Below are 25,117 nucleotides of genomic sequence, written 5' to 3' on the forward strand. Positions count from 1 at the left end.
AAAGGTAGGTTCTATACGCGTTACGCACCCGTGCGCCGGTCGTCATCTGGTGCAAGCACCAATGTTACCCCTCGACTTGCATGTGTTAGGCCTGCCGCTAGCGTTCATCCTGAGCCAGGATCAAACTCTTCATTGTATATCTTAAATAATATGAATGAATAAGTTTCAAAAGAATTTACATTATAAATAATGCGGTTATTCTACTCTTTGTTTACGCTGTCAATTTCAATATTTTCAATGAACTTTTAGGGTATCGCACTCTTGCTTTCACAATCGTTATAAATCCTAATTTGTAGAAATGCTAGAATCGAACTAACTAATAATTACTCTAAATTACTATTCCAAAATCTCCTTGATCGTTTTGCTATTTCTGTTAGCGGGTGCAAATTTAAAACTTATTTTTAAACTGACAAGTAAAATAATTATTTTTTTTAAACTTTTTTACCCTCTAAAAAAATGAACTTTACTCCCCGATAAATCGGACGGCAAAGATACAATGTTTTTTAATTATCAACCTAATTTAATTTCGTTTTTTTTAATCTTTTTTTCTCCAAAAAAACAAATCAACTAAAACAAACTAATAATACAAAAACAACACCTCAATGAACTCTACTAACGTAACTGTTTTTCCGTTAGCGGGTGCAAATATACAACTCCTTTTTACTCTCACAACCCTTTTTACAAATTCTTTTCTGTTTTATTTCTCCTAAAACTTTAACCCATTGAAAACACGAAAGTTAGAACCAAAAGTTTTTTGAACCTTTTTTATTTCTAATAGCAAAAACCAAAACTACTGAATAATTTTATCTATATCTTGGAGGGAAATTAAGGTAGAAGTTTGTTTATAATTATAGGAATAGATTATATAGAATAATGATACACATCTACAAATATGAAAAGTTTATGATTGTTTAAGAGCAAAAGTATATTATCAAATACTAATATTTAAACCTTTCAATAATAAAAAAATCAATTCTTTTTCTTTCTTACTTTTCCTTTTTTGCGCATTTTAGCAAACATCTTTTTATACTCTTCAACATTAATAACTCCCTTTTTTTCTAAAACTATCATTGGAAAGTCAAAATTGAGTTTTGATTTTTGTGGTTTTAGATTACCAGCTTGAAAAGATCTTTGTAAAACATCTTCAATTAAGTAATCTTCATTTACAGATTCTGGATGATATTCTGTTTTTAAAGAGAGTTTAAATAAATTTGCTGTAGTGTTATACCAAAATGCTTTCCAACCACTTCTTAACCCTCTTATATTTTCAAACGCGGTTTCACCAGTTTGACGATGAATGAGTTTAATTAAAATACGACCTTCTGTTGTAGTCATCTTTTTTATTTGATCTGTAAATTCTCCTTCAATATAATTTTGAACAATTTTTGTGTATTTTCTTTTTTGTCGTTTACTTTTAATTTTATCTAATCTAGCATTTAAAGTATCTAACCTCTCTGATGCTAATTTTGCAAAAGGATATGCTTTTTGAACTTTTCTAGTAAACCATAAATAATAACGGATATCGTCTTTTGAATTAAATTTATGTTTTGGTAATAAAGCAAACTCGTTGAAACTTATTGTTAATGTATCTCCTGGTTTTACAAAAACGTAATCATCTATATTATCAGGTAAAGAATCCATTTCTCTTTTCTGTGAAAAAGTGAGAATTGAAAAAGACATTATATATATGTATAAAAGTTTTTTTTTCATTTTATTTTTACCAACAAAATTGGGCTTACTAATATTTAATATTCTTTTATGCAAATTAGATACCAAAGTAAGTTTTTAACTAATTTTATCTATAAAATCTTGTTCAGAAATCATGGAAATACCTAAATCTTGTGCTTTTGTAAGTTTTGAAGGCCCCATATTATCACCTGCAACAATGAAGTTTGTTTTTTTGGAGATGGATGAACTTACCTTACCTCCATTGTCTTCGATTGCTTTTTTAAGTTCATTTCTACTCATTTGATGAAAAACGCCTGAAACTACAAATATTTGACCTTGTAACTTATTCGTTTGATTTTCTAAACTTTCTGCTGAAACTTCTAATTGAACTCCATAATTTTTTAAACGTTCTATTAATTGTATGTTCCCTAAATTATTTGAAAAATCGACAATACTTTGTGCAATTCTATCTCCTATTTCATCAACATTTACTAATTCTTCGAAAGTTGCTGACATTAATTGGTCTATTGATTTAAAATGTTTCGCTAATTTTTTAGCAACAGTTTCTCCAACAAACCGAATACCGAGTGCAAATAATACTTTTTCAAAAGGAATATCTTTTGATTTTTCAATTCCTGCAATCATGTTTTGAGCTGATCTTTCTGCCATTCTTTCTAACGGAATGATTTGCTCTACTTTTAAATCATATAAATCTGCATAATTTTGAATGAGTCCAACTTTACGAAGTAAATCTACAGTTTCTCCTCCTAAACCATCAATATCCATGGCTTTTCTACTGATATAATGTTGAATTCGTCCTGTAATTTGAGGTGCACATCCAAATTCATTTGGGCAATAATGTTTTGCATCTCCTTCTGTTCTAATCAATTCTGTATTACATTCTGGACAATTTGTAGCGTATATTGTAGGTTGAGAATTTGCTGGTCGTTTTGTAAAATCTACAGCAATGATTTTCGGGATAATCTCACCTCCTTTTTCAACAAAAACAGTATCGTTTACTCTAATATCCAGTTTTTCAATTTGATCTGCATTGTGTAAAGAGGCGCGTTTTACAGTAGTTCCTGCCAATTGAACTGGCTCTAGATTTGCAACTGGCGTAATTGCACCAGTTCTACCCACTTGATAGGTAATTTCATTTAAAACTGTAGAAACTTGTTCCGCTTTAAACTTGTATGCAATTGCCCATCTTGGAGCTTTTGATGTGTAACCTAACTCTTCTTGTTGTTGTAAATTGTTTACTTTTATTACTACTCCATCTGTTTCGTAAGGTAAATCGTGACGTTTTTTATCCCAATGGTTTACAAAATTGAAAACCTCTTCTATAGATTTTGCTAATGTGATTGTTTTTGGAACTTTAAACCCAACTTTTCTGGCATTTTCTAAAATTTCGAAATGTGTTTTGTATTTGCGTTCTTCTGTAACCACTTGATATAACAAACAATCTAATGGTCTTTTTGCAACTTCTGCACTGTCTTGCAGTTTTAAACTTCCACTTGCTGTATTTCTTGGGTTTCTATATTCTTCTTCGCCATTTGCAACACGCTCTTCATTCATTTTATTGAAACCCGCTAATGGTAAAATAATTTCCCCTCGCATTTGAAAGTTCGAAACAAAGCCCTTTTTTATGGATAATGGTATAGAACGAATTGTTTTTACATTTGCAGTAACATTATCTCCTTGGAAACCATCTCCACGAGTTACAGCTTTAATAAATTTTCCATTTTCATAAGTCAAATTTATGGAAGCTCCATCAAATTTTAACTCACAAGTATATTCTAAATCTTCTCTTCCTAATCCTTTTTGAACTCGTTTTTCCCAATCTAACAGGTCTTCTTTTGAATACGAATTATCTAAAGAGTACATTCTGTTTTTGTGAGCAACCGTTTCAAAATTTTTGGTAATGGCTCCTCCTACTCTTTGTGTTGGTGAGTTTGCGTCAAAAAATTGCGGATTTTCTGTTTCTAACTTTTCTAATTCTTTTAGTTTGATATCAAAATCGAAATCAGAAATGGTGGCATTATCTAAAACATAATAGTTATAATTATGATTATTCAATTCGTCTCGTAATAATTGTATTCTTTCTAAAACAGTCATAATATATCTAAAAAAACTTGTTTTTAATGTTGAGATGTTGTACTTTATATATTCATTCAAAAATGAATTAAAAAAATGAAATACGCTATAAAAATACATAAAATTTCTACAGTTGACGAACTTGAAAACTCTTGGAATATTGAAGATTATAAAGAACTTTTGGAACGTTTTGAATTGCCTGGAACAGAAACTACTGATCTTAAAGAATTAAGAGAATTGTTGTACATGGCAATTACAGATAAAGAACCGAGTGAAGCTGCTGCAATTGTGTTGGATTACAAACTGTCTAATGAATTAAATGAAGGGCAAATTGATTCCGTTTCTCATGAAATGTTGGTGGATAAGATTTCTGAAGAATATCCAAGAATTGAATTGCACCAAACTCTTTTTAATGTGAATCAACTTTTATACAAAGCTTTCAATGGAAAATTTCCGAATGCAAAAGCTACTATTGTTGATTTTGAAATTACTCCAAAAGCAAATGCTGAAAAAAATATTACTAAAGAAATTGCTTTGAAGTGTTTTGCTAAAAATTTAGACAGTCATAATGTAATTATTCGTTTGTTTGGGCATCAATTAGATGCTGACGAACCTTTTGAAGAAGCTAACGATGTTATTTGGGGATTGCAAAAAAATGGTGATTCTTACAGGTTAATTACTTCAGAATATTTTATGAGTAAAGAAGAATTTTTAAGCCCTGAGTTTGAGGCTAAAATTGACTTTTTTGAAGAAGAAGCTTAAAAATGATTGAAAATTTGCAATTTTAATGCTTTTGTTTAAAAATTATAAAACCTTCAGATTTTAAAAAAATCTGAAGGTTTTTTATGATTATTATTCTCTAACAGTTCCAGAAAAGTGATTCACTTTTGAGTTGATTGGGTTTCCAGAAGAACGTCTAAAACTAGCTACTTGACCTGTATGCCAAATGGCATCTGCTATTGGTCCGTTTATTACATTAAAAAATGGAATGGTAATTTTGCCCTCTTTTTCTACTGAAAATTCCGATAGATCTTTACTTTCTTTTATACGATGGCTCAATGCTTCAAAATTTAATAAGGTTTGTTTTCTTATTTCTGCAAACGTCATTTTATCTTTTTCCTTTTCTTGTTTGAAATCCGTTTTAGTTAAACGCAACATCATATTTGATAAATCGTAAATATGTATAATTGTGTTTTGACAGCTTCTTCCTTCTCCTTTTGGTTGAAATGCTAAATCTTCAGCTCGTAAACCTTCTGTAGACCAATAGTATCTAAAACCTAAACCATCTATCATTCTTGCTACAGTGTTTTGTGCGGAATAGTTTTCTTCCATATTTGGAATTTCGTAATAAGGAAGTTTTTCTTGTGCTTTCATAGATATAGCGAAAAATAACATTATTATAAGAAGGGTTTTTATTTTCATTACTTTTATTTTTTGCTAAATTAAGTTTTTTTTTATCACATAGAAAATATAGATTTTGTAGAAATAGATTTCTTATCCTAAAAATTGGCAAACAAGTTTAGCCCTGATTAAAGCGATTTTTTGAGTTCTTTTTTGCTTTTTCAGCCAAAAAAAGCGAGTGTCTTTCGACTTCGCTCAAGATAAACTATAAGAAAGATGTAGCTTCAAAAAAAATAAAAATAAAACCCGATACGAAAATGTATCGGGTTTTTACATTCAAATTTATTGAATGAATTTGCAATCAAGAGTATTTTAATAATAGGTAAATCTTCGAACTTTTGCAATGTGTTTTGCCAAACGAATTACTTGGTGTGAATAGCCATATTCATTGTCATACCAAACGTAAATTACAATAGAATCTCCATCTGTAATGGTTGCTTTGCTATCGAAAATCGAAGGTGCTGTTGTACCAATAATGTCTGAAGAAACCAGTTCATTATCCATAGAGTATTTAATTTGCTCTACTAAATCGCCTTCTAATGCATTTTGTTTCATAATTGCGTTTAAAGTTTCTTTGGTAACTTTTGTGCGTAATTGTAAATTTAAAATTGCTAAAGAACCGTTTGGAACTGGCACTCTAATGGCATTTGAGGTTAGCTTTCCTTCTAATGCTGGTAATGCTTTAGCAACTGCTGCTCCTGCTCCAGTTTCTGTAATTACCATATTTAAAGCTGCTGCTCTACCTCGTCTGTATTTACCGTGCATATTGTCGACCAAATTTTGGTCATTTGTATATGCGTGAATGGTTTCTAAATGTCCTTTTTTAATTCCGTAATTGTCTTCCAATACTTTTAAAACTGGTGTTATTGCATTGGTAGTACATGATGCTGCAGAAAAAATATCTACATTATCTGGATTGTATTGTTTGTGATTTACTCCATGAACAATATTTGGAATTCCTTTTCCTGGTGCTGTAAATAAAACTTTACTGGCTCCTGTTGATTTTAAATGTCTGCTTAATGCTTCTTTATCTCTAAAAGCGCCTGTATTATCAATAATTAAAGCATCATTTATTCCATATTTTGTATAATCTATATCTTCTGGATTGTTAGCAGAAATCATGTGAACTGTTGTGCCATTGATAATTAATGCGTTATTTTCTGCATCAGTTTGAACGGTTCCTAAAAAATCTCCGTGAACAGAATCTACACTTAATAAAGAAGCTCTTTTTTCTAATACAGTTTGGTTAATTTCTCCACGAGTTACAATTGCTCTTAGTCTTAATTGAGAACCTTTGCCCATTTTAGTCATTAACTCTCTCGCTAATAAACGTCCAATTCTACCAAAACCGTATAAAACAACATCTTTAGGTTGTATGTTTTTTGTTGCTTTTGCATTTTTTAATTTTTCTTTTACGAAAGCAACTTTATCTTCACAATTTTCTGATTTTAAATAGCATTCGTATGCTAACTTACCAATATCTAGTTTAGATGATGGCAAATCTATTTGCTGTATTGCTTTGGCAATATCTAATGCATCTAAAATTGAAATTGGTTTGGTTACAAATTCTCTTGCATAATCTATTAAATTAAGAACTTCACTGGCTCTTTTATCTACCAATGGATTTCTAAAAAGTACTAGTTCAATAGATTTATCATACCATAAATCGTTTACGATATTAATAAATTGAACAGTGGCTCTTCTTGTTTGTGCTTGAGATAAAACTTCTTTGTTGTAATCTATAAGTGTTGACATAGTTTTTATGAACTAGTTATTTATAATTTTCGGCAAAAGTATTTAATTTTTTAGAAATACGAAATCGATTTCGTGAAATTTTCGTAAATAAAAAAAATCCTGATTTTTAAATCAGGATTTTAATAGAATCATTTAAAAACAACTACCTATATATATAGCGTTCTTTTTCGCCATTTAAATTTATCATTTCTACAGAAACTCTATATCTACTAGATGCTAATTGATCTAACAAAATAGCAGTCTGTTTTGCGTCCTTTACTTTTTTATCGTTCACTTTGGTGATGATATAATCTTTAAAATTACTTTCTTCATCATCTTTTCCAGTTCTAATAATTTTTACACCATCATTGATTCCAAATTTTTTCATTTCTTTTTTTGAAAGATCTTTGAGTTCCCACTGAAAAGCAGAAGTAATAAATCTTTCTAATGATTTGGATAGTTTTACTTTCTTTATCAATGTTTCTCCATCTCTATCTATCGTAACATCAACATATTCTCCAGGTCTTTTTGCTGTTAACTGACCTTTTAATTCAGAAAATTTAGAAATTTTAATGTTATTTATTTTCTTAATAATATCACCCGCTTGTAAACCAGATTTTTTAGCATTTTCAGTTTCTTCTACAACAGATGCAACTTTTACACCTTCTTCTCTAAAAGTAGCATCTATATTTATTCCTAAAATAGCTTGTTGTACTTGACCAAACTCTAAAATATCATCTATAATTTTTTTTGCAATATTAGATGGTACTGCAAAAGAATATCCTATAAAAGAACCTGTTTTAGATGAAATTGCAGTATTTATCCCTATTAGCTCACCTCTTGTATTCACCAAAGCTCCACCACTATTTCCTGGGTTTACAGCTGCATCTGTTTGAATAAAAGATTCGATATTTCTGTTGCCTTCTAAATCTCTTCCTTTTGCAGAAATAATTCCTGCTGTTACTGTAGATGTTAAATTATAAGGATTACCAACTGCCAAAACCCACTCACCTATTTTTGCAGTATCAGAGTTTGCAAACGGAATGTATGGCAAATCCATATCTGCATCAATTTTTAAAAGCGCAATATCATTTGATGGATCTGTTCCAATTAATTGTGCTGGATATTTTTTTTGATTGTTTAAAGTAATTTCAATATTTGATGCGTTGTCAATTACATGATTATTTGTTACAATATAACCGTCTGCAGAAATAATTACACCACTTCCAGTACCAACTTGTTCATACCTTCTTGTACCACTTCCACTTCCGTAAAAAAGTTCTGCCCAAGGATTTGTTTGTGTTCTAATTGCGGTATTTTTAACGTGTACAACAGCGTGAATAGTTCTATCTGCTGCTAATGTAAAATCTGTTGTAGATTCTACAGAGTTTACATGTTTATATGTTGGGTTATAATTTGCTAAAACAGTTTCTGTTGGATTATCAACTGTTTTTTCGACAACTACGTTTTCATCAAATAACATTTTGTAGCCACCTAATGTAATTGCACCTCCTAAAAGTGCCATACCAAGAAAACTTAATGCTTTTTTCATTTCTTTTTAATTTTTATTACTCAAATATACAATTTTAACATATTCACAAAATCTGTTTAACTTCTTTTTAACTGACTTTAACCGCTTTTTAACAACGCTATTTTATCCTTTAAATAACTATCTTTGTTATATGAAAATGAAATTTTACAAATATCAAGGAACTGGAAACGATTTTGTAATGGTTGATAACAGAACAAAAATCTTTCCAAAACAAAATACTGACAAAATTTCACAAATTTGTGACAGAAATTTTGGTGTTGGAGCTGACGGAATTATTTTAATTGAGAATGATACAGAATTTGATTTTAAAATGATTTATTTTAATGCTGATGGTAGTGAAACTTTCTGTGGAAATGGAGGTAGATGTGCTGTTGCGTTTGCAAAACAACTAGGTTTGGTAGAAAATAAAACCAATTTTATTGCTTTTGATGGTACACATTATGCTGAAATTGAAAATAACATTGTTTCATTACAAATGATAGATGTTGATGATATCCAAGTAAAAGAAAATTCAGTTTTTGCTTTCACAGGAACACAACATCATGTACAGTTGGTTGATAGTTTAGATAATTATCCTGTTTTTGAAAACGGAAAAAAAATTAGATATTCTTACGAAAATCCTGGAAGTAATGTAAACTTTGTTGAGCAAATAAATAACACAACTTTTAGAGTTAGAACATACGAAAAAGGTGTTGAAAACGAAACATTAGCATGTGGTACAGGTGTAACTGCAGTTGCCATTGCAATGCATAAAACAAACAAAACAAAAAGTAATTTAATTTCATTACCTGTTGAAGGTGGTAATTTAGAAGTTTCTTTTACAGAAGAAAATGGACTTTACAAAAATGTATTTTTAAAAGGACCTGCAACTTTTGTTTTTTTTGGTGAAATAAATTTATGATGCAAACATTGTTAGGAGAACATATTAATTTAAGAGCTTTAGAACCCGAAGATTTAGAGTTTCTATTTCAAATGGAAAACAACGAATCTTTTTGGGAAATAAGTCACACCCAAACTCCATTTTCTAAATACGTATTAAAACAGTATTTAGAAAACGCACATTTAGATATTTATGAAGCCAAACAACTTCGACTAATTATTGAAGAAAAATCAAACAAAAAACCAATTGGTATGATAGATTTGTTTGATTTTAACCCACAGCACAAAAGAGCAGGAATTGGCATTTTAATTCATCCTAGTTTTCAACAAAAAGGGTTTGCTTTTGAGGCATTAACGCTTTTAAAAAAATATACTTTCACATATTTAGATGTACATCAATTGTATGCTAATATTACGAGCGATAACTCCAAAAGTATTTCGTTATTTGAAAAACACCAATTTAAAAAAGTAGGCATTAAAAAAGATTGGCTTTTTAATGAAGGAAAATTTAAAGATGAAATTTTATTTCAATTGATAAAAGAGTAACTTTGTACCTTCTTAAAAAATTTACAATTGAATAAAAAAGTTTTATACATACTTGCCATAATTTTTATAATTGGAGGCATTTTAGCGTACAATTATTATCAAAAAATATTCGGAAAAGCAATTACAAAAGAATATGTGCTTTTTGTAAACAAAACAGATAGTTTACTTGATATAAAAAAGGAAATTGAATCTTACTCAAAGAGCCCAGAAACATTTTTATGGGTTGCAGCAAAGAAAAATTTTTCACAACCTAAAGTTGGTAGATACGTTTTAAAAGAAGGTATGTCTAACAACGATCTTGTAAATATGTTACGAAGTGGAAGACAAACTCCGTTAAAAATTTCTTTTAACAATCAAGACACCTTAGAAAAATTTGCAGGTAGAATTGCAGAACAAATTGAAGCAGATTCTATTTCTTTAATAAGCTCTTTTACAGAAAAAGATTTTTTATCAAAAAATAACTTTACAGAAAAGTCTGTTTTACAAATATTTATACCAAACACGTATGAAGTTTATTGGACAATTTCTCCAGAAAAATTCAGAACTAAAATGTTGGTTGCTTACAAACGTTTTTGGAATGATAGCAGAGAAAAAAAGGCAAAAGAATTAGGTTTAACAAAAAATGAAGTAATTACTTTGGCTTCTATTGTTCAAAAAGAAACTGCTCAAAATTCAGAAAGACCAACTGTTGCTGGTTTGTATTTAAACAGACTCGAAAAAAAATGGCCTTTACAAGCAGATCCTACAATAATTTATGCCATTAAACAGTTAAAAGGACAAGATTATGTAGTGAAAAGAGTTTTAACGGTAGATTTAGAAATAAACTCACCATACAATACCTACAAAAACATTGGATTACCTCCAGCATTAATTTCAATGCCTGATGTAAGTGCTATTGATGCTGTTTTAAATGCAGAAGATCATGATTACTTTTACATGTGTGTAAATGTAGATAAGTTAGGCTACCATGCTTTTGCAAAATCTTTAGCACAACATAATAGAAATGCCGAAAAATACCACAGATGGCTAAACAAACAAGGAGTAAATAGGTAAGTTAGAAGTTAGAAGTTAGAAGTTAGAAGTTAGAAGTTAGAAGTTAGAAGTTAGAAGTTAGAAAATTATGAAATTAAGCTTTACCAAAATTATAATTTTTATTTTTTTAAGTATAATTTTCACTTCTTGTGGAGATAAAAGTGCCAAAGTAAAAGACCATAAAAAAATTGAGTTTTTTAAAGAAGTTGAAAATTTAAAAGAATTTAAAATTGCCGAAAAAAGAATTGACTCTTTAAAAAGCGAAGGTATTGATGCTGAAATTTCCATTAGTATTTTAAAAGAATCATTTTATAAAGAAGATACTTTAAAAAATATTTCTTTGGCTTTTATAAATGAAGGTTTAGACTATTCAAGTAATATTTTATATACTATAAAATTTAATAGAGACACGTATAAAATACTCTCTGTAATTCCAAATTAACATACATGTTTGCTATATTAAAAAAAGAATTTAACTCGTTTTTTGCTTCGCCAATTGCCTATTTGGTTATTGGAGTTTTTTTGTTAATAAACGGATTGTTTCTTTGGGTTTTTAAAGACGATTTTAATATTTTAAATGCTGGTTTTGCTGATATAAATCCGTTTTTTTATTTAGCTCCTTGGGTATTTTTGTTTTTGATTCCTGCAATAACTATGAAAAGTTTTTCAGACGAACTTAACAATGGAACTATCGAACTTTTAAAAACAAAACCACTATCTGATTGGCAAATTGTAATGGGCAAATTTTGGGCTTCACTCCTATTAATTATCATTGCTTTAGTACCAACTTTAACCTATGTTTACACGATTTATCAATTAGGAAATCCTGTTGGAAATTTCGATTTAGGAAGCACTGTTGGCTCTTATGTTGGATTGCTATTTTTAGCATCTACATATACAGCTATTGGTTTATTTACTTCAACAATTTCTAAAAATCAAATTGTAGCTTTTATTGTAAGTGTTTTAATTACGTTTATACTATTTTATGGATTTGATGCCATTTCAAATTCTTTTGGAAGCAATTCACTTACCATTAAAAAACTCGGAATTAACGAACATTTTAAAAGTATTTCACGGGGTGTAATTGACACCAGAGATATTATATATTTCTTGAGTATCACTGTTTTCTTTTTATTCATCACTAAAACACGATTAGACCATGAATAAAAACATAAAACACATCGCATTTTTAATCGTTGGTTTAATCATTTTAAACATTGCAAATCAATCTATTTATAAACGTTTTGATGTAACTGAAGACCAACGTTACACACTTTCTAAAACAACAAAGGCTATTATTAACAATGTAAATAGCAACTTATTTATAACGGTTTACTTAGAAGGAGATTTTCCTTCAGAATTTAAAAGACTTCAAGTTGAAGCTCGTCAATTTATAGAAGAATTAGCCTCTGAAAATTCATTGATAAAAATCAATTTTGAAAATCCTGATGACCAACGTGAAGCATTGATTAAAAGAGGAATGATGCCAAGTCAATTAACTGTGGAAGAAGATGGTAAACTTTCGGAAGCCATTATTTTTCCTTGGGCAGAAATTTCTTACGGTAAAAAAACAACTGTTGTTTCTTTATTACCAAATGCAATTATGGCTTCTCAAGAAGCACAATTAGCAAAAGCAATTGAAAATTTAGAATATAGTTTTTCAAATGCAATTAATTTGGTTACTCAAAATAAAGAGAAAAAAATTGGAATTATTACTGGAAATGGTGAATTAGAAGACATTTATCAATATAGCTTTTTAAGTGAAGTGGCTAAAAAATATCGTTTGGCAAAATTTACGTTAGATTCTGTGGCTACAAATCCGCAACAAACTTTACAAGATTTAAGCGGTTTAGATTTGGCTATTATTGCAAAACCAACTGAACAGTTTTCTGAAAATGAAAAATTTGTTTTAGATCAATTCATAACAAATGGAGGTAAAACTTTATGGATGATTGACAATGTACAAGCAGATCAAGACAGTTTATTTAACGGTGCAAAAATGTTAGCTTATCCAAGAAATTTAAACTTAACTGATTTATTTTTTTCATACGGAATTCGCATAAATACTACTTTAATCAAAGACTTATATGCAGCTAAAATTCCTTTGGCAACCGGAGAAAGTGGCAATCAAACACAATTTCAAAATTTAGATTGGTATTATCATCCTTTGGTTGGCGGAAATCCAAACCACCCAATTACAAAAAATATTTCTCCTGTACGATTACAGTTTGCAAATCAAATAGATACACTTACGAACAACATCAAAAAAACACCTTTACTTGTAAGTTCTGTACTTACCCAAAAAGTAGGAACACCAACTTTTATTGAACTACAATCCATAGCTGATGAAGTTGTAGAAAATGATTACAAATCTGGCAATCAATTATTTGCTCTTTTGTTAGAAGGTAATTTTAATTCTGCTTACAAAAATCGTATAAAACCTTTTGAAACTGCTCTATATAAAGAAAACGCAATTGACAATAAAATGGTTGTAATTGCTGATGGTGATGTTGGAAAAAATCAAATTTTGAAAGGACAACCTTTTGATTTGGCTAGAGACAAATGGACAAACGAACAATTTGGAAATAAAGATTTTCTGCTTAATACAGTTGACTATTTATTAGACGATACTGGACTGATGAAGTTAAGAAACAAATCATTAACAATTAAAATACTAGACAAACAAAAAGCCTTTAAAGAACGTACTTTTTGGCAATTTTTAAATGTTATTTTACCACTAATCTTATTGTTTGGTTTTGGAATTGTTTTTAATTATCTAAGAAAGAAAAAATATAGTAAATAATAGTTCCAAAAAAAATTTGCAAACATATAACAAACCTTGATACTTAAATTTTCATCAAATTATCGTGGATAAATTCATATCCTAGCACATTTTGTATTTTTTTTGAACTAATAATTTTCCATTCAACATTATCATTTTCTTCAAAAACAGGAGCTGCAAAACCTTTGCTTATTCTTGCATTTACATAAAATTCTTCTCTTGTTGGGTGATGTGTTGCACAAGCATTAAACGTTTCGTTCCAACAATTCTGGTTGATAATTTCATGAATAATTTCTATACAATCTTCCCTATGAATCATATTTACAAAACCTTTTGGTTGCGGAATTTTTCGTCCGTCTTTAAACCAATTTGCAGGATGTCTTTCGCCACCAAACAAGCCAGCAAAACGAATAATTGTGGTTTCAAAAAAAGTGTTTTCTCTAAATAAATTTTCAATTGCTACTAATGGATTCTTAGTCATTACAGCATCTTCTTCCGTCATTATTTTATTAATTCTTGGATATACAGAAGTAGAACTTATGAAAATAACTTTTTGAACTGCAGAATTTTGAATTTGAGAAATCAGGTTTTCAAAACCATCCACATCTTTAGAAGTTATGGCAATTACTAAAATAGCTGTGTTTAAAAATTCATCAAACTCTTCAAATTCAGAAATATTTACCAAATAAGGTTCTATTCCTACAGATGCTAAATCAGTCATTTTTTCTTCAGAAGTTGTAGAACCTTTTACTATAAAACCAGCTTCTAAAAAAGAAATTGCCAACGGTTTTCCTAACCAACCACACCCTAAAACACTTATATTATTCATCTGTAAAATGATATTTTTAATTTAATAACAGCAAAGATACATTGCTTTATTTTAAGGTTTTGTTAACGTTTAGCCTTTTTTGAAGTTGTAATTTTGGTAGTATTACTAACAAACAATTTATAATATGAAAAAAATAGTACTAAGTTTATTTGTAGTTGCATTAAGTTATGTAACCAATGCACAAATTGAAACTCCAGCACCAAGTCCATTCCAAAAAATAGAACAAAAAGTTGGTTTAACAGATATTACTTTAGAATATTCTAGACCAAGTATGAAAGGAAGAAAAATATTTGGCGGATTAGAAGATTATGGTAAAGTTTGGAGAACAGGAGCTAACGAAAATACAAAGTTGACTTTTTCTACAGATTTTATGATTGATGGAAAAACGTTAAAAGCAGGAACGTATGCATTGTATACAATTCCTGGAAAAGAAAACTGGGATATTATGTTATATACTGATGCTACAAACTGGGGAAACCCAAGACAATGGGATGAACAAAAAGTAGCTGCAAAAGTTACTGTACCTGCACAAGATATTCCTATGGATATTGAAACTTTTACAATTACTTTTGATGATTTAACCAATGACTCTGCAGTTTTAGGAATTATGTGGGAAAGAACTTATGTTGGTTTAAAAATTAATACACCTACAGACATGATGGTTTCTAAAAGCATTGATAAAGTAATGACGGGTCCAACTGCCAATGATATGTATGCTGCTGCAGTTTACTATTTACAGGCAGATAAAGACATTAATAAAGCACAAACTTGGATAGACAAAGCTGTTGAAATGACTTCTGATTCACCAAGATTTTGGTTTTTACGTCAGCAATCTTTAATTCATGCAAAAGCAGGAAAGAAAAAAAGTGCCATTGCTGCTGCAAAAGAATCTTTAAAATATGCTGAAAAAGCAAACAATGCTGGTTACGTAAAAATGAACAAAGCATCTTTAAAAGAATGGGGAGCAATGTAAATTGATTTCTTTTTCTTAATAATATTTAAATCTCAAGTTTTTACTTGAGATTTTTTTTGTTTTAAAAAAGGGTGTTTTCCCCTATTGCCTTTCTAAATAAAAAAAATTACATTAGCTAACTACTGATATAAGTCATTTAAACGACGTCATATCAGTATTAAAGTTGTGTGTAATTTAAGTAATAAGAACGGTCAAAAACGGACTGACAATCCAAAATCGGAAAAATGTGAAAGTTGAAACCGAAGTAAAAGAAAAAGTAAACCGAGAAACGAAAATCGAAAGAGTAGATAAAAAACAACTTAAAATTATAAATTATGAAAAATAAATTCACAAAACCATTATTTGTAAGTATTGTACTAATTTTCTCTTTACTATTAAGTCAATCTTGTCAAACAGAAAATGATGAAATTATCAACTTACAACCCGAATCTAAAAAAGTAAGTCTATCAGAAAAAGTTGATAGTGAAACAAGAGAAAAATTAAATATTAATGAAATAAAAACATTAAATAAAAACAACCCTATATCACTTGGATTGATTAATGAAATAAGAAAAAATGATATTGAAATAGATAAATTAGATACAGACAATATTAATTATATATCATTTCTAAATACCGATGTTAACATAATATCAATTGGAACTGACAATCCAAATAATAAAATAATAGCATATGAATTCAATGGCAAGTATTCACTTTTAAGGTCATCAAAAGTTGAAAATTTATATAACATTCAGTCTTTAGATAAAAATGATTTTATTAAAGTAATAGAAAATAAAAATCCTAGTTTAGAATTCGTAACAAATAATTCTGTCAATTCATTTAGCAACTATGTGTATTCCGAACAACTTTCAGCTCACAAAAACTCATCGTATGCTCATAGAACTGAAGATACTTGTTGTAGAAATTACAACTACACTGGATGCGTGAATTGTACTGTAGGAGGTAATGGTTTGGTTTGGATATTGTTAAGTGCAATCGCCCCAGAAATTAATGTAGCAATTATGGTTTCCTGTATTGGTGCTGGACCTGATGCTTGGTGTTAAAAGAAGTATTAAGATGGAAAATAAAATATCTAAATACTTTACATATAGAGCGAAAAATGGTTTATTATACGGCGCAATTTTTATTGCAATGAGTATTTATTTCTATTTTGATAATAATATGAATTTGACTCAATTATTATTAATTGTTGGTATAATTCAATTAGTTATGTATATGATATATAAATATTTAAAAGCAAAAAAAGAAAAGAAAACTACACACAACAATGACTATAAGTAATTGCTTGTTCACGCCTACTTGCAAAAATTCTCTCAAATTTTCTTGGTTCTTGTTTATTTGCTATTTCTATTGCTTAAACCACGCAACTCTTCTTACACAACCCACGTTAGCTAAAAACAAAAAAATCCCAATTTTACTTGGGATTTTTTTTAATATCAAAATGTAATATTCTACTTTGTTTTAATAGTACAACCTATAGCTCTTGTATCAGTTTTTTCTACTTTTTTTCCTGCTAATAAAGCATCTACAGCATTTTCTGCATATTTTTCTGAAACTGCATCTGGGTTTCTAGAACTATTATCAATTGCACCTATATATTGTACTTTCATATCATTTGCCGTTACAATGTAAACATGTGGTGTTTTAGTTGCACCAAATTTTGGATATACTTTTTGTCCTTCATCTAACAAATAAGGAAATGTAAAACCTTTTTCTTTTGCGCGAACTTGCATTTTTTCAAAACTATCGTCAGGAACTACATTTGGATCATTTGGATTGATTGCTACAACAGGAAAACCTGCAGCTTTATACTTTTTATCCAATGCAATAATTCTGTCTTCATTTGCTACTGAATATGGACAAGTATTACACGTAAAAATAATAATGTAGCCTTTTACTTCACCAAAATCTGATAAAGACATCATTTTATTATCAATATTTTTTAGCTTAAAATCTTCAATTTTATCTCCAACTTTATAACCTGCTTCTGTATCTGTTTTTATGGTAAATGCAGTTAATGCAAAAACGCATAGTAGTAAAATTGCTTTTGTTATTTTCATTTTTTATTTATTTAAAAAGGTTTTTAATTCGTTTGTTAAAGTTTCGTATTCAAAAGATTGTTCGTAAAATGTTCGTTTGTTTTTATTATAAATTAAAGTAGCAGGTATGGCTCCAGACCAAGTTGTATCTATTGCTTTTATCCAAACATCTTCATTTACATCGTCTAATAATATTACTTTAGATTGTAAGTTTTTCTTTTCAATAAAAGGTATTAGCTTTTTTTCTACTTGCTTTGGAAAATCTAAACTTACCAAAATAACCTCAACATTTTTATCTGCATATTCTTTATTTATTTTTTCAAAGGCTGGTAGCTCTTTTACACAAGGTCCACACCAAGTTGCCCAAAAATTTATGACGTAAGTTTTGTCATCATTTTTTTCTAATAAAGGTTTTAACTCACTATAATTGTAAGTTACTACTGTGGATTGCTTATTTTCTGCAACTACTGTTTTTGCTGTTTCTTTTTCATTTTTGCATGAAAAAACAACTCCTAATAAAAATAAAAAATAAAATACTTTTAACTTCATCATTTAAAATTACGCATAAAAAAAACACGTTGTTAGCATTTAACGGATTCTTAACAAAAAAAAACTTCAAATTTAAAATTTGAAGTTTTTGTGGTATCTTACTTAAAAATAGAAATTTAGCAAAAAATATCATTTAATATTTTTGCCAAACGAATACCACCAATTTGTAGTTGATTTCTAACAATACCAAAATGGTTATATGAATATTCGTAACGTAAATTCTCACCAACTTTTACAGATTTATAAACTTCTTTCGTAATTTGATGAACTTCATTTACCCAGTCTTCAATAGTTCCTTTTTCTATGGCTTTAATTTGTTTTTTAGACAAATCTTTTGCGTTGTCTGCTAATTCTAAATAACTCATATTCCATTCTTCAATCATTTTTGTATCCCAAACTGCATGTAAATTGGTTCCTTTTCCAAACCATTGTACTTGAATATCATTACCACCTTTATCTTCTCTTCTTCCAATATGCATTGGTTGATGTAAATCTCCGATAAAATGAACTAACATTTTTAGGTAGAAATTTTTATCTTCTTCTGTACTGTTTTTATCTTTTAAAACTGCGATACATTTGTAAATACCAGTAACCAAATCTCCTTTTGGATTTTTTTCTGCAGTTGCATACGTTTCATCTAAATCCATATTTACATAATGCCAAGGAGAAAACTCTCTATATTTTCTGTCAGATTTTATTTCATCACCAAAAGTAGAAACAAATGCTAAACTCTGTCCTTTTAATAATTTGTCAATTTTTCTTTTTGCTTTTTTAGTCAAATGGCTTTCGGCTATTTTTCCAGTGGCTCTATGTCCATTTTGCCCCCAAAAAACAGTTTCTTCAGTAGTAGGTTTTGCAACAAAAAAGAAAGATATCAGTAAAATTAATTTAAACTTCATTTGTATAGTTTTATAGAATGATTTTGCGAAGTTATAAAAATAAATTTCAAAAATATTTGGAAATCAATAAAATAATAGTATATCTTTGTGATATCATTTTAATATCATACTAAATTAAACATCATGAAAGCAGAAAAAATTATTAAGCCAGCAAATGGTTATTTAATGTTACTAGTCGTTTTAATACTCTTTTTTGGAAGTATTGCAATATCAATTCAACAAGAAAACCCAGTGTATCTTATTTTAAGCGTACTTGGTTTTATTGGTTTTTTTGGTTTTATTTTGGTAAACCCAAACACTTCAAAAGTTATTTTATTATTTGGAAAATATGTAGGAACTATTAAAGAAAACGGATTGTATTGGGCAAATCCTTTATACAGAAAAAAAACCATTTCTTTAAGAGCAAGTAATTTTGATTCAGAAAGATTAAAAGTAAACGACAAATTAGGAAACCCTGTAATGATTTCCACTATTTTAGTTTGGCGAGTTACAAATACGTATAAAGCTGCTTTTGATGTAGATAATTACGAAAATTTTGTTCGTGTACAAACAGATGCTGCAGTTCGTAAATTGGCTAGCATGTACCCTTATGACAATTTTGCTGATGAAGGTCATGATGAAGATATTACTTTACGTTCAAGTGTAAACGAAGTTTCTGAAGCATTAGAAAAAGAAATTGACGAACGTTTAACAATCGCTGGAATTGAAGTTTTAGAAGCAAGAATTGGTTATTTAGCGTACGCTAACGAAATTGCTTCTGCCATGTTAAAAAGACAGCAAGCAACTGCAATTGTTGCTGCAAGACATAAAATTGTGCAAGGTGCAGTAGAAATGGTAGAAATGGCTTTGGAAGAATTGAATAAAAAACAAATTGTGGAGTTAGATGAAGAGCGTAAAGCTGCCATGGTTAGTAATTTATTAGTTATTTTATGTGGTGACAAAGAAGCTTCACCTGTTGTAAATGCTGGAACTTTGAGTCATTAATACTGAAAGCTGTAAATAAATAAAAAGCTTAAATCATGAAAGAATACAAAGTAGTCACATTAAAATTAGGTTTTACAAATCGAGTTCAAAAGTTGGAAGATTTATTAAATCAATATGCTAGAGAAGGTTGGGCTTTAAAAGAAATGCCAACCAATTGGAATGCCATTGTACTAGAAAGAGATAAAAACAGATAAAATGAAAGTTTTTATAGAAGAGCAACGTTTTACCCAAACATGGCTCATCGTAATTTTAGGTTTTAGTTTAATTGTTCCTTTATACGTTATGGGAAAAGAGTTTTTTAATGAAAACTCTAATATGAGTTCCACAGAATTTATTGTAACCATTTTAGCAATTGCTTTTTCTGTAGGATTTATTTTCCTATTCAAACTAAAAACCAGAATTGATGAAGTTGGAATTCATTATCAATTTTTACCTTTTCATTTTAGTTATAAAATTATCAAATGGAATGAAATTGAAAAAGCCACTGTTAGAATTTACGATCCAATTGGAGAATATGGTGGGTGGGGCTTAAAAGGTGGTGCTTTTTGGAACAAAGGGAAAGGAAAATGTATAAATGTATCTGGTGATATTGGTATTCAATTGGTATTAAAAAACGATAAAAAGCTACTAATTGGAACTCAAAAAAAAGAAGAAGCAACTCAGGTTTTAAAAAAATACATAAATAATGATTAGAATTATAACATATTTAGCGATATCCATTTTAGGCGTTTTTGTTTCGAATGCACAAATAAAATCCGAAGAAATCACCATTAATAATCAAGCAATTCAACTTCCAGGAACTTTAACTTTTTCTGAAGAAAAAACACCTTTAATTATTTGGGTTCATGGTTCTGGAAATGTAGATAGAAATGGAAATCAAGCAGGTACACCTGTAAAAGCGAATTATATAAAACAATTTAGAGATGCAGTAAATAAAAATAATATTGCTTTTTTTAGTTATGATAAAAGAACAGCTAATAGTAAAAACAAAGAGTTTTTAAAAGATACTCAAATAAAAGATTTTGTTTTTGATGCTCAAGAAGTAATCAACCATTTTAAAAATGACAAACGTTTTACAAAAATCATTTTAGTTGGTCATAGCCAAGGTTCTTTAATAGCAATGTTCGCTCTAGAAAATGTAGATAAGTACATTTCAATTGCTGGCACTGGAGAAGCTGTAGATAAAACTATTGTGAAACAAATTGGTAAAAACAACCCAACTTTGGCTAAAGCGGCACAAGAACAGTTTGATTCTTTGAGGATTAATGGTAAAATTTCAGTTGTAAACCCATTTTTAATAAGTGTATTTGCAAAACCAAATCAACCTTTTCTATTATCTTGGATGCAATTAAATCCTATTGAAGAAATAAAAAAAATAGAAATTCCTACATTAATTATAAATGGCGATAAAGATTTACAAGTAAGTATTGAAGATGCAAAACGTTTAAACGAAGCAAACAAAAAAGCTGAATTGGTAATTATTGAAAACATGAATCATGTTTTAAAAAATATCGAAAACGACGAAGACAATATGAAATCTTACTATTCAGCAGCATATCCTATTTCAAAAAAACTCATTGAAACAATTGTTCAATTTGTAAAAAAATAACATGGCAAAAAAGAAAGCTTTCGCGTTGCGAGTTAATGAAGATATGATTAAAGCCATTGAAAAATGGGCTGCAGATGAATTTCGTTCTACTAACGGACAAATAGAATGGATGCTAATGCAAGCTTTAAAAGACGCAAAAAGAGCGCCTAAAAAAAAGGAAGAATAAAAAAGACTTTAAATTTATTTTTATGAATCAAGATATTTTTAAATTCTACTTTGTTTCATTAGAAATGAAATAGTAATTGTCTTTTTGACCTTAAGGCAAAACTCCACTCATCAAAAATGTTAAAAAAACGCTCCTTTTTTATGGAGCGTTTTCTATTTTGTATCTTGTTCGCTTAAAATTAACAAATCAAACTTTATATAATGAAAAAAATATTCACGCTACTTTTTTTATGTGCTACTTCCCTACTCTTTTCACAAGAGTTTTCAATGGATTTGATAAAAAACATGAAACCAAGAAATATTGGTCCTGGAGGAATGTCTGGACGTGTAACTGCAATTGACGTTGTAGAAAACAATCCAGAAATAATATATGTAGGAACTGCTTCTGGTGGAATTTGGAAATCTACTTCTGGAGGTGTAAAATGGAAACCAATTTTCGAAAACGAGCTAACAGCTTCTATTGGTGCTGTTGCAATTCAACAATCTAACCCAAGTGTAATTTGGGCAGGAACTGGAGAAGGAAACCCAAGAAACAGTTTAAATGGTGGTTTTGGTATTTACAAATCTTTAGATGGTGGAAAAACTTGGAAATCTATGGGTTTAGAAAAAACGCGTCATATTCATAGAGTAATTATAGACCCAACAAATCCAGATGTAGTTTATGTTGGTGCAATTGGTTCACCTTGGGGCGAACATAAAGAACGAGGAGTTTATAAAACTATTGATGGTGGAAAAACTTGGAAACAAATTTTATTTACCAACATAAAATCTGGAGCTGCAGATTTAATTATGGATCCAACAAATCCTAATAAATTAATTGCTGCGATGTGGGAACACAAACGTGATCCTTGGTTTTTTAAATCTGGTGGAGAAGGAAGTGGATTATATATCACACATGATGGAGGTGAAAATTGGAAAAAAATTACAGAAAAAGAAGGTTTTCCAAAAGGAGAGTTAGGTAGAATTGGTGTAGCCATTGCACCAAGTGAACCAAACGTAATTTATGCTTTGGTAGAGGCGAAAAAAAACGCCCTATATAAAAGTGAAGATGGTGGTTTTAAATGGAAAAAAATAAATGACAAACCAGGTATTGGAAATCGTCCGTTTTATTATTCAGAAATCTACGTAGATCCACAAAATGAAAACAGATTGTACACTGTTTTTACCTATGTAAATGTTTCTGAAGATGGTGGCAAAAACTTTAAGCAATTAATGCCAGCTTATGGTGTAAATAATGGTGTACATCCAGATCATCATGCTTGGTGGATTCATCCAAAAAACGGAAAATTTATGATTGATGGAAATGATGGTGGACTAAACATTACAAAAGATGGTGGAAAATCATGGCGTTTTATAGGCAACATTCCTGTAGCACAATTTTATCATATTAATGTAGATAATGAATTTCCTTATAACGTTTATGGAGGAATGCAAGACAATGGTTCTTGGCGAGGACCTGCATATGTTTGGAAATCTCAAGGAATTAGAAATAGTTATTGGCAAGAAATATCTTTTGGTGATGGTTTTGATGTTGTTCCAGACAAAGATAACTCACGTTATGGGTGGTCTATGAGCCAGCAAGGTTCTGTAGTAAGATACGATTATGTTACCGGAAACAATTACTCTGTAAAACCAACACATTCAGATCCAGATGTACAACTTCGTTTCAATTGGAATGCTGCTATAAATATGGATCCTTTTGATAATTCAACATTATATTTTGGAAGCCAGTTTGTTCACAAATCAACAGACAAAGGTTTAACTTGGACAGTTATTTCACCAGATTTAACTACCAACAATCCAGAAAAATTAAAACAATCTGAAAGTGGAGGGTTAACAATGGATGCAACTGGTGCAGAAAATCATTGTACCATTTTAGTAATAGAACCATCTCTTTTAGAAAAAGATGTTTTATGGGCTGCTACTGATGACGGTCAAGTACATATCACTAAAAATGGTGGACAAGATTGGACAAACGTTGCAAAAAACATTAAAGGATTACCTAAAAACAGTTGGATTACTCAAGTAAAAGCTTCTAATAAAAATAAAGGAGAAGCACTTTTAGTTGCCAATGATTATAGACGTTTTAATTACACACCTTACGCTTTTAGAACTAAAAACTACGGAAAAACTTGGGAACGTATTGTTGATGAAAATGATGTGCAAAGTTATACACTTTGTATTATTGAAGATCCAGAAAATGAAAATCTACTATTTTTAGGAACTGATGATGGTTTGTATATTTCTATGGATGCTGGAGATAAATGGACAAAATGGACGAATGGTTTTCCAACAGTACCTGTAAAAGATTTAGTAATTCATCCAAGAGAACATGATTTGGTTATTGGAACTTTCGGAAGAGCTGCTTGGGTTTTAGACGATATTCGCCCACTAAGAGCTTTAGCAAATAATAAAGCAGCCTCTAAAAAACTACATTTATTTGAACCTCCAACTGCATATCAAGCTGCTTACCAACAACCAACAGGAAGTAGATTTGGTGCAGATGCAATGTATCAAGGAGAAAATAGAAATGGTGGTGCTATTATTTCTTATTACATCAACAAACCAGCAGTTGATAAAAAAGAAAAATCTGAATCAAAAAAAGAAGATAATAAAGTTAAATACGATTCTATTAAACTAGAAATTTTTGATGGAGCCAGACAAATAAGAACTTTAAAGTTTAAAACTCCTAAAGAAAACGGAGTTCATAAAACCACTTGGTATTTAAGAGAAAAAGGAGTTGCTAGAGCATCTAGAAGTATTAGAAAATCTACTAGAGAACCTTCTGGAGTTGAAGTAAAACCTGGAACTTATCGCCTAAAAATGACATTTGGCAACGAGGTTTCTGAACAAAAAATAAAAGTTGAGTTTGACCCAAGATTACAAATTTCTGAAACAGCCATCAATCAAAAATACAATGCTAGTAAAGAGCTAGAACAGTATCAAGAAAAAATTGCCGGTATTGTAAAACAATTAGTTGAGAGTAAAAATACAGCAACTACTATAAAATCAAACTTATCTAAAGAAGACAAGCAAAAGTTTAAAGATGAGATAAAAGCATCTACAGAAATTATTAAAAAAATTGACGATTTAATTGCCAAATATTTAGGCTCAATAGATAAAAGACAAGGTATTACTAGAAACCCAGAAATTACAGTAAACCAACGTTTTGGACAAGCAAGTAGATACATTCGCTCTCGTTTTGGTGAACAAACCAAAACAGAAACAATTTTAATGAATCAATTTAAAGACGAGTTTAAAAAAGTTGTTAGCGAAACAAATACTTTCTTTAATAATGATTGGCAAAATTACAAGTCTAAAACAGAAAATATAAAAATATCTCCGTTTAAAGAGACTAAAATTTATTCAATAAATTAAA

Annotated in this window: 25 protein-coding genes and 1 rRNA gene; 16 read left to right on the top strand and 10 right to left on the bottom strand. The window is 29.6% G+C overall.

What is annotated here, in order from left to right; genetic code table 11:
* From FDT66_RS11305 to ligA, 3 genes are all read right to left on the bottom strand, one after another.
* Window positions 1–136: ribosomal RNA gene (locus tag FDT66_RS11305) — 16S ribosomal RNA — on the bottom strand; the annotation flags it as partial.
* Between the two features lie 833 nt (window positions 137–969).
* Window positions 970–1,710 (bottom strand): DUF4294 domain-containing protein, encoded by a 741-nt coding sequence (locus FDT66_RS11310; protein WP_246034859.1) that lies wholly within the window; start codon window positions 1,708–1,710, stop codon window positions 970–972.
* Window positions 1,711–1,785: 75 nt separating this feature from the next.
* Window positions 1,786–3,783 (bottom strand): NAD-dependent DNA ligase LigA, encoded by a 1,998-nt coding sequence (gene ligA, locus FDT66_RS11315; protein WP_138536599.1) that lies wholly within the window; start codon window positions 3,781–3,783, stop codon window positions 1,786–1,788.
* A gap of 75 nt (window positions 3,784–3,858) precedes the next feature.
* Here ligA and FDT66_RS11320 point away from each other — a divergent pair, with 75 nt between their 5' ends.
* Window positions 3,859–4,524 (top strand): hypothetical protein, encoded by a 666-nt coding sequence (locus FDT66_RS11320; protein ID WP_138536601.1) that lies wholly within the window; start codon window positions 3,859–3,861, stop codon window positions 4,522–4,524.
* Window positions 4,525–4,614: 90 nt separating this feature from the next.
* Here FDT66_RS11320 and FDT66_RS11325 read toward each other — a convergent pair whose 3' ends face one another.
* From FDT66_RS11325 to FDT66_RS11335, 3 genes are all read right to left on the bottom strand, one after another.
* Complete coding sequence (locus FDT66_RS11325; RefSeq protein ID WP_246034861.1) at window positions 4,615–5,184, bottom strand: hypothetical protein; 570 nt, start codon at window positions 5,182–5,184, stop codon at window positions 4,615–4,617.
* A gap of 291 nt (window positions 5,185–5,475) precedes the next feature.
* Window positions 5,476–6,918: a glyceraldehyde-3-phosphate dehydrogenase gene (locus FDT66_RS11330; RefSeq protein ID WP_138536603.1), complete on the bottom strand. Its 1,443-nt coding sequence runs from the start codon at window positions 6,916–6,918 to the stop codon at window positions 5,476–5,478.
* Between the two features lie 142 nt (window positions 6,919–7,060).
* Window positions 7,061–8,449: a trypsin-like peptidase domain-containing protein gene (locus tag FDT66_RS11335; RefSeq protein WP_138536605.1), complete on the bottom strand. Its 1,389-nt coding sequence runs from the start codon at window positions 8,447–8,449 to the stop codon at window positions 7,061–7,063.
* 130 nt (window positions 8,450–8,579) lie between these two features.
* On the opposite strand from FDT66_RS11335, the gene dapF reads away from it, so the two are divergent.
* The 6 genes from dapF to gldG all read left to right on the top strand — a co-directional run bounded on the left by dapF (window position 8,580) and on the right by gldG (window position 13,709).
* Window positions 8,580–9,350, top strand: a complete 771-nt coding sequence (gene dapF / locus FDT66_RS11340) for a diaminopimelate epimerase (RefSeq protein ID WP_138536607.1) — start codon at window positions 8,580–8,582, stop codon at window positions 9,348–9,350.
* Window positions 9,350–9,874, top strand: coding sequence for a GNAT family N-acetyltransferase (locus FDT66_RS11345; RefSeq protein WP_138537025.1), 525 nt, complete (start codon window positions 9,350–9,352; stop codon window positions 9,872–9,874). Before dapF ends, FDT66_RS11345 begins: the two co-directional genes overlap by 1 nt.
* Window positions 9,875–9,901: 27 nt before the next feature.
* Window positions 9,902–10,927, top strand: a complete 1,026-nt coding sequence (mltG, locus tag FDT66_RS11350; protein WP_138536609.1) for an endolytic transglycosylase MltG — start codon at window positions 9,902–9,904, stop codon at window positions 10,925–10,927.
* 67 nt (window positions 10,928–10,994) lie between these two features.
* A complete protein-coding gene (locus FDT66_RS11355) occupies window positions 10,995–11,348 on the top strand; it encodes a hypothetical protein (protein WP_138536611.1) in 354 nt (117 codons plus the stop codon).
* Window positions 11,349–11,353: 5 nt separating this feature from the next.
* Complete coding sequence (gene gldF, locus FDT66_RS11360; RefSeq protein ID WP_138536613.1) at window positions 11,354–12,073, top strand: gliding motility-associated ABC transporter permease subunit GldF; 720 nt, start codon at window positions 11,354–11,356, stop codon at window positions 12,071–12,073.
* Window positions 12,066–13,709, top strand: coding sequence for a gliding motility-associated ABC transporter substrate-binding protein GldG (gene gldG / locus FDT66_RS11365; RefSeq protein ID WP_138536615.1), 1,644 nt, complete (start codon window positions 12,066–12,068; stop codon window positions 13,707–13,709). The genes gldF and gldG overlap by 8 nt, the downstream gene beginning before the upstream one ends.
* A 43-nt stretch (window positions 13,710–13,752) precedes the next feature.
* On the opposite strand, the gene FDT66_RS11370 is transcribed toward gldG, so the two are convergent.
* Window positions 13,753–14,517 carry an NAD(P)-binding domain-containing protein gene (locus tag FDT66_RS11370; RefSeq protein WP_138536617.1) on the bottom strand — a complete coding sequence of 255 codons (765 nt, stop codon included), beginning with the start codon at window positions 14,515–14,517 and terminating at the stop codon, window positions 13,753–13,755.
* A gap of 124 nt (window positions 14,518–14,641) precedes the next feature.
* On the opposite strand from FDT66_RS11370, the gene FDT66_RS11375 reads away from it, so the two are divergent.
* The 3 genes from FDT66_RS11375 (at window position 14,642) to FDT66_RS11385 (ending at window position 16,774) form a co-directional block, all read left to right on the top strand.
* On the top strand, window positions 14,642–15,490 hold the full coding sequence (locus FDT66_RS11375; RefSeq protein WP_138536619.1) for a DUF2911 domain-containing protein: 849 nt from the start codon (window positions 14,642–14,644) through the stop codon (window positions 15,488–15,490).
* 314 nt (window positions 15,491–15,804) lie between these two features.
* Window positions 15,805–16,536 (top strand): hypothetical protein, encoded by a 732-nt coding sequence (locus FDT66_RS11380; protein WP_138536621.1) that lies wholly within the window; start codon window positions 15,805–15,807, stop codon window positions 16,534–16,536.
* Between the two features lie 13 nt (window positions 16,537–16,549).
* On the top strand, window positions 16,550–16,774 hold the full coding sequence (locus FDT66_RS11385; protein WP_138536623.1) for a hypothetical protein: 225 nt from the start codon (window positions 16,550–16,552) through the stop codon (window positions 16,772–16,774).
* 170 nt (window positions 16,775–16,944) lie between these two features.
* Here FDT66_RS11385 and FDT66_RS11390 read toward each other — a convergent pair whose 3' ends face one another.
* The 3 genes from FDT66_RS11390 to FDT66_RS11400 form a co-directional block, all read right to left on the bottom strand.
* Window positions 16,945–17,553, bottom strand: a complete 609-nt coding sequence (locus tag FDT66_RS11390; protein ID WP_138536625.1) for a thioredoxin family protein — start codon at window positions 17,551–17,553, stop codon at window positions 16,945–16,947.
* A 3-nt stretch (window positions 17,554–17,556) separates the two neighbouring features.
* On the bottom strand, window positions 17,557–18,081 hold the full coding sequence (locus FDT66_RS11395) for a redoxin domain-containing protein (RefSeq protein ID WP_138536627.1): 525 nt from the start codon (window positions 18,079–18,081) through the stop codon (window positions 17,557–17,559).
* A 116-nt stretch (window positions 18,082–18,197) separates the two neighbouring features.
* Window positions 18,198–18,980, bottom strand: a complete 783-nt coding sequence (locus FDT66_RS11400; protein WP_138536629.1) for a S1/P1 nuclease — start codon at window positions 18,978–18,980, stop codon at window positions 18,198–18,200.
* Between the two features lie 123 nt (window positions 18,981–19,103).
* Between FDT66_RS11400 and FDT66_RS11405 the strand changes: the two genes are divergently transcribed.
* From FDT66_RS11405 to FDT66_RS11430, 6 genes are all read left to right on the top strand, one after another.
* Window positions 19,104–19,964, top strand: a complete 861-nt coding sequence (locus tag FDT66_RS11405; protein WP_138536631.1) for an SPFH domain-containing protein — start codon at window positions 19,104–19,106, stop codon at window positions 19,962–19,964.
* Between the two features lie 35 nt (window positions 19,965–19,999).
* Window positions 20,000–20,158 carry a DUF4177 domain-containing protein gene (locus tag FDT66_RS11410; protein WP_138536633.1) on the top strand — a complete coding sequence of 53 codons (159 nt, stop codon included), beginning with the start codon at window positions 20,000–20,002 and terminating at the stop codon, window positions 20,156–20,158.
* Between the two features lies 1 nt (window position 20,159).
* Window positions 20,160–20,657, top strand: a complete 498-nt coding sequence (locus tag FDT66_RS14060; protein WP_171032375.1) for a hypothetical protein — start codon at window positions 20,160–20,162, stop codon at window positions 20,655–20,657.
* Window positions 20,650–21,573, top strand: coding sequence for an alpha/beta hydrolase (locus tag FDT66_RS11420; protein ID WP_138536635.1), 924 nt, complete (start codon window positions 20,650–20,652; stop codon window positions 21,571–21,573). The genes FDT66_RS14060 and FDT66_RS11420 overlap by 8 nt, the downstream gene beginning before the upstream one ends.
* A 1-nt stretch (window position 21,574) precedes the next feature.
* Window positions 21,575–21,739, top strand: coding sequence for an Arc family DNA binding domain-containing protein (locus FDT66_RS11425; RefSeq protein ID WP_072555273.1), 165 nt, complete (start codon window positions 21,575–21,577; stop codon window positions 21,737–21,739).
* A gap of 200 nt (window positions 21,740–21,939) precedes the next feature.
* Window positions 21,940–25,116: a WD40/YVTN/BNR-like repeat-containing protein gene (locus tag FDT66_RS11430; protein ID WP_138536637.1), complete on the top strand. Its 3,177-nt coding sequence runs from the start codon at window positions 21,940–21,942 to the stop codon at window positions 25,114–25,116.
* The last annotated feature ends 1 nt before the right edge of the window (window position 25,117 follow it).

Source organism: Polaribacter aestuariivivens, assembly GCF_005885675.1.
Classification (GTDB): domain Bacteria; phylum Bacteroidota; class Bacteroidia; order Flavobacteriales; family Flavobacteriaceae; genus Polaribacter; species Polaribacter aestuariivivens.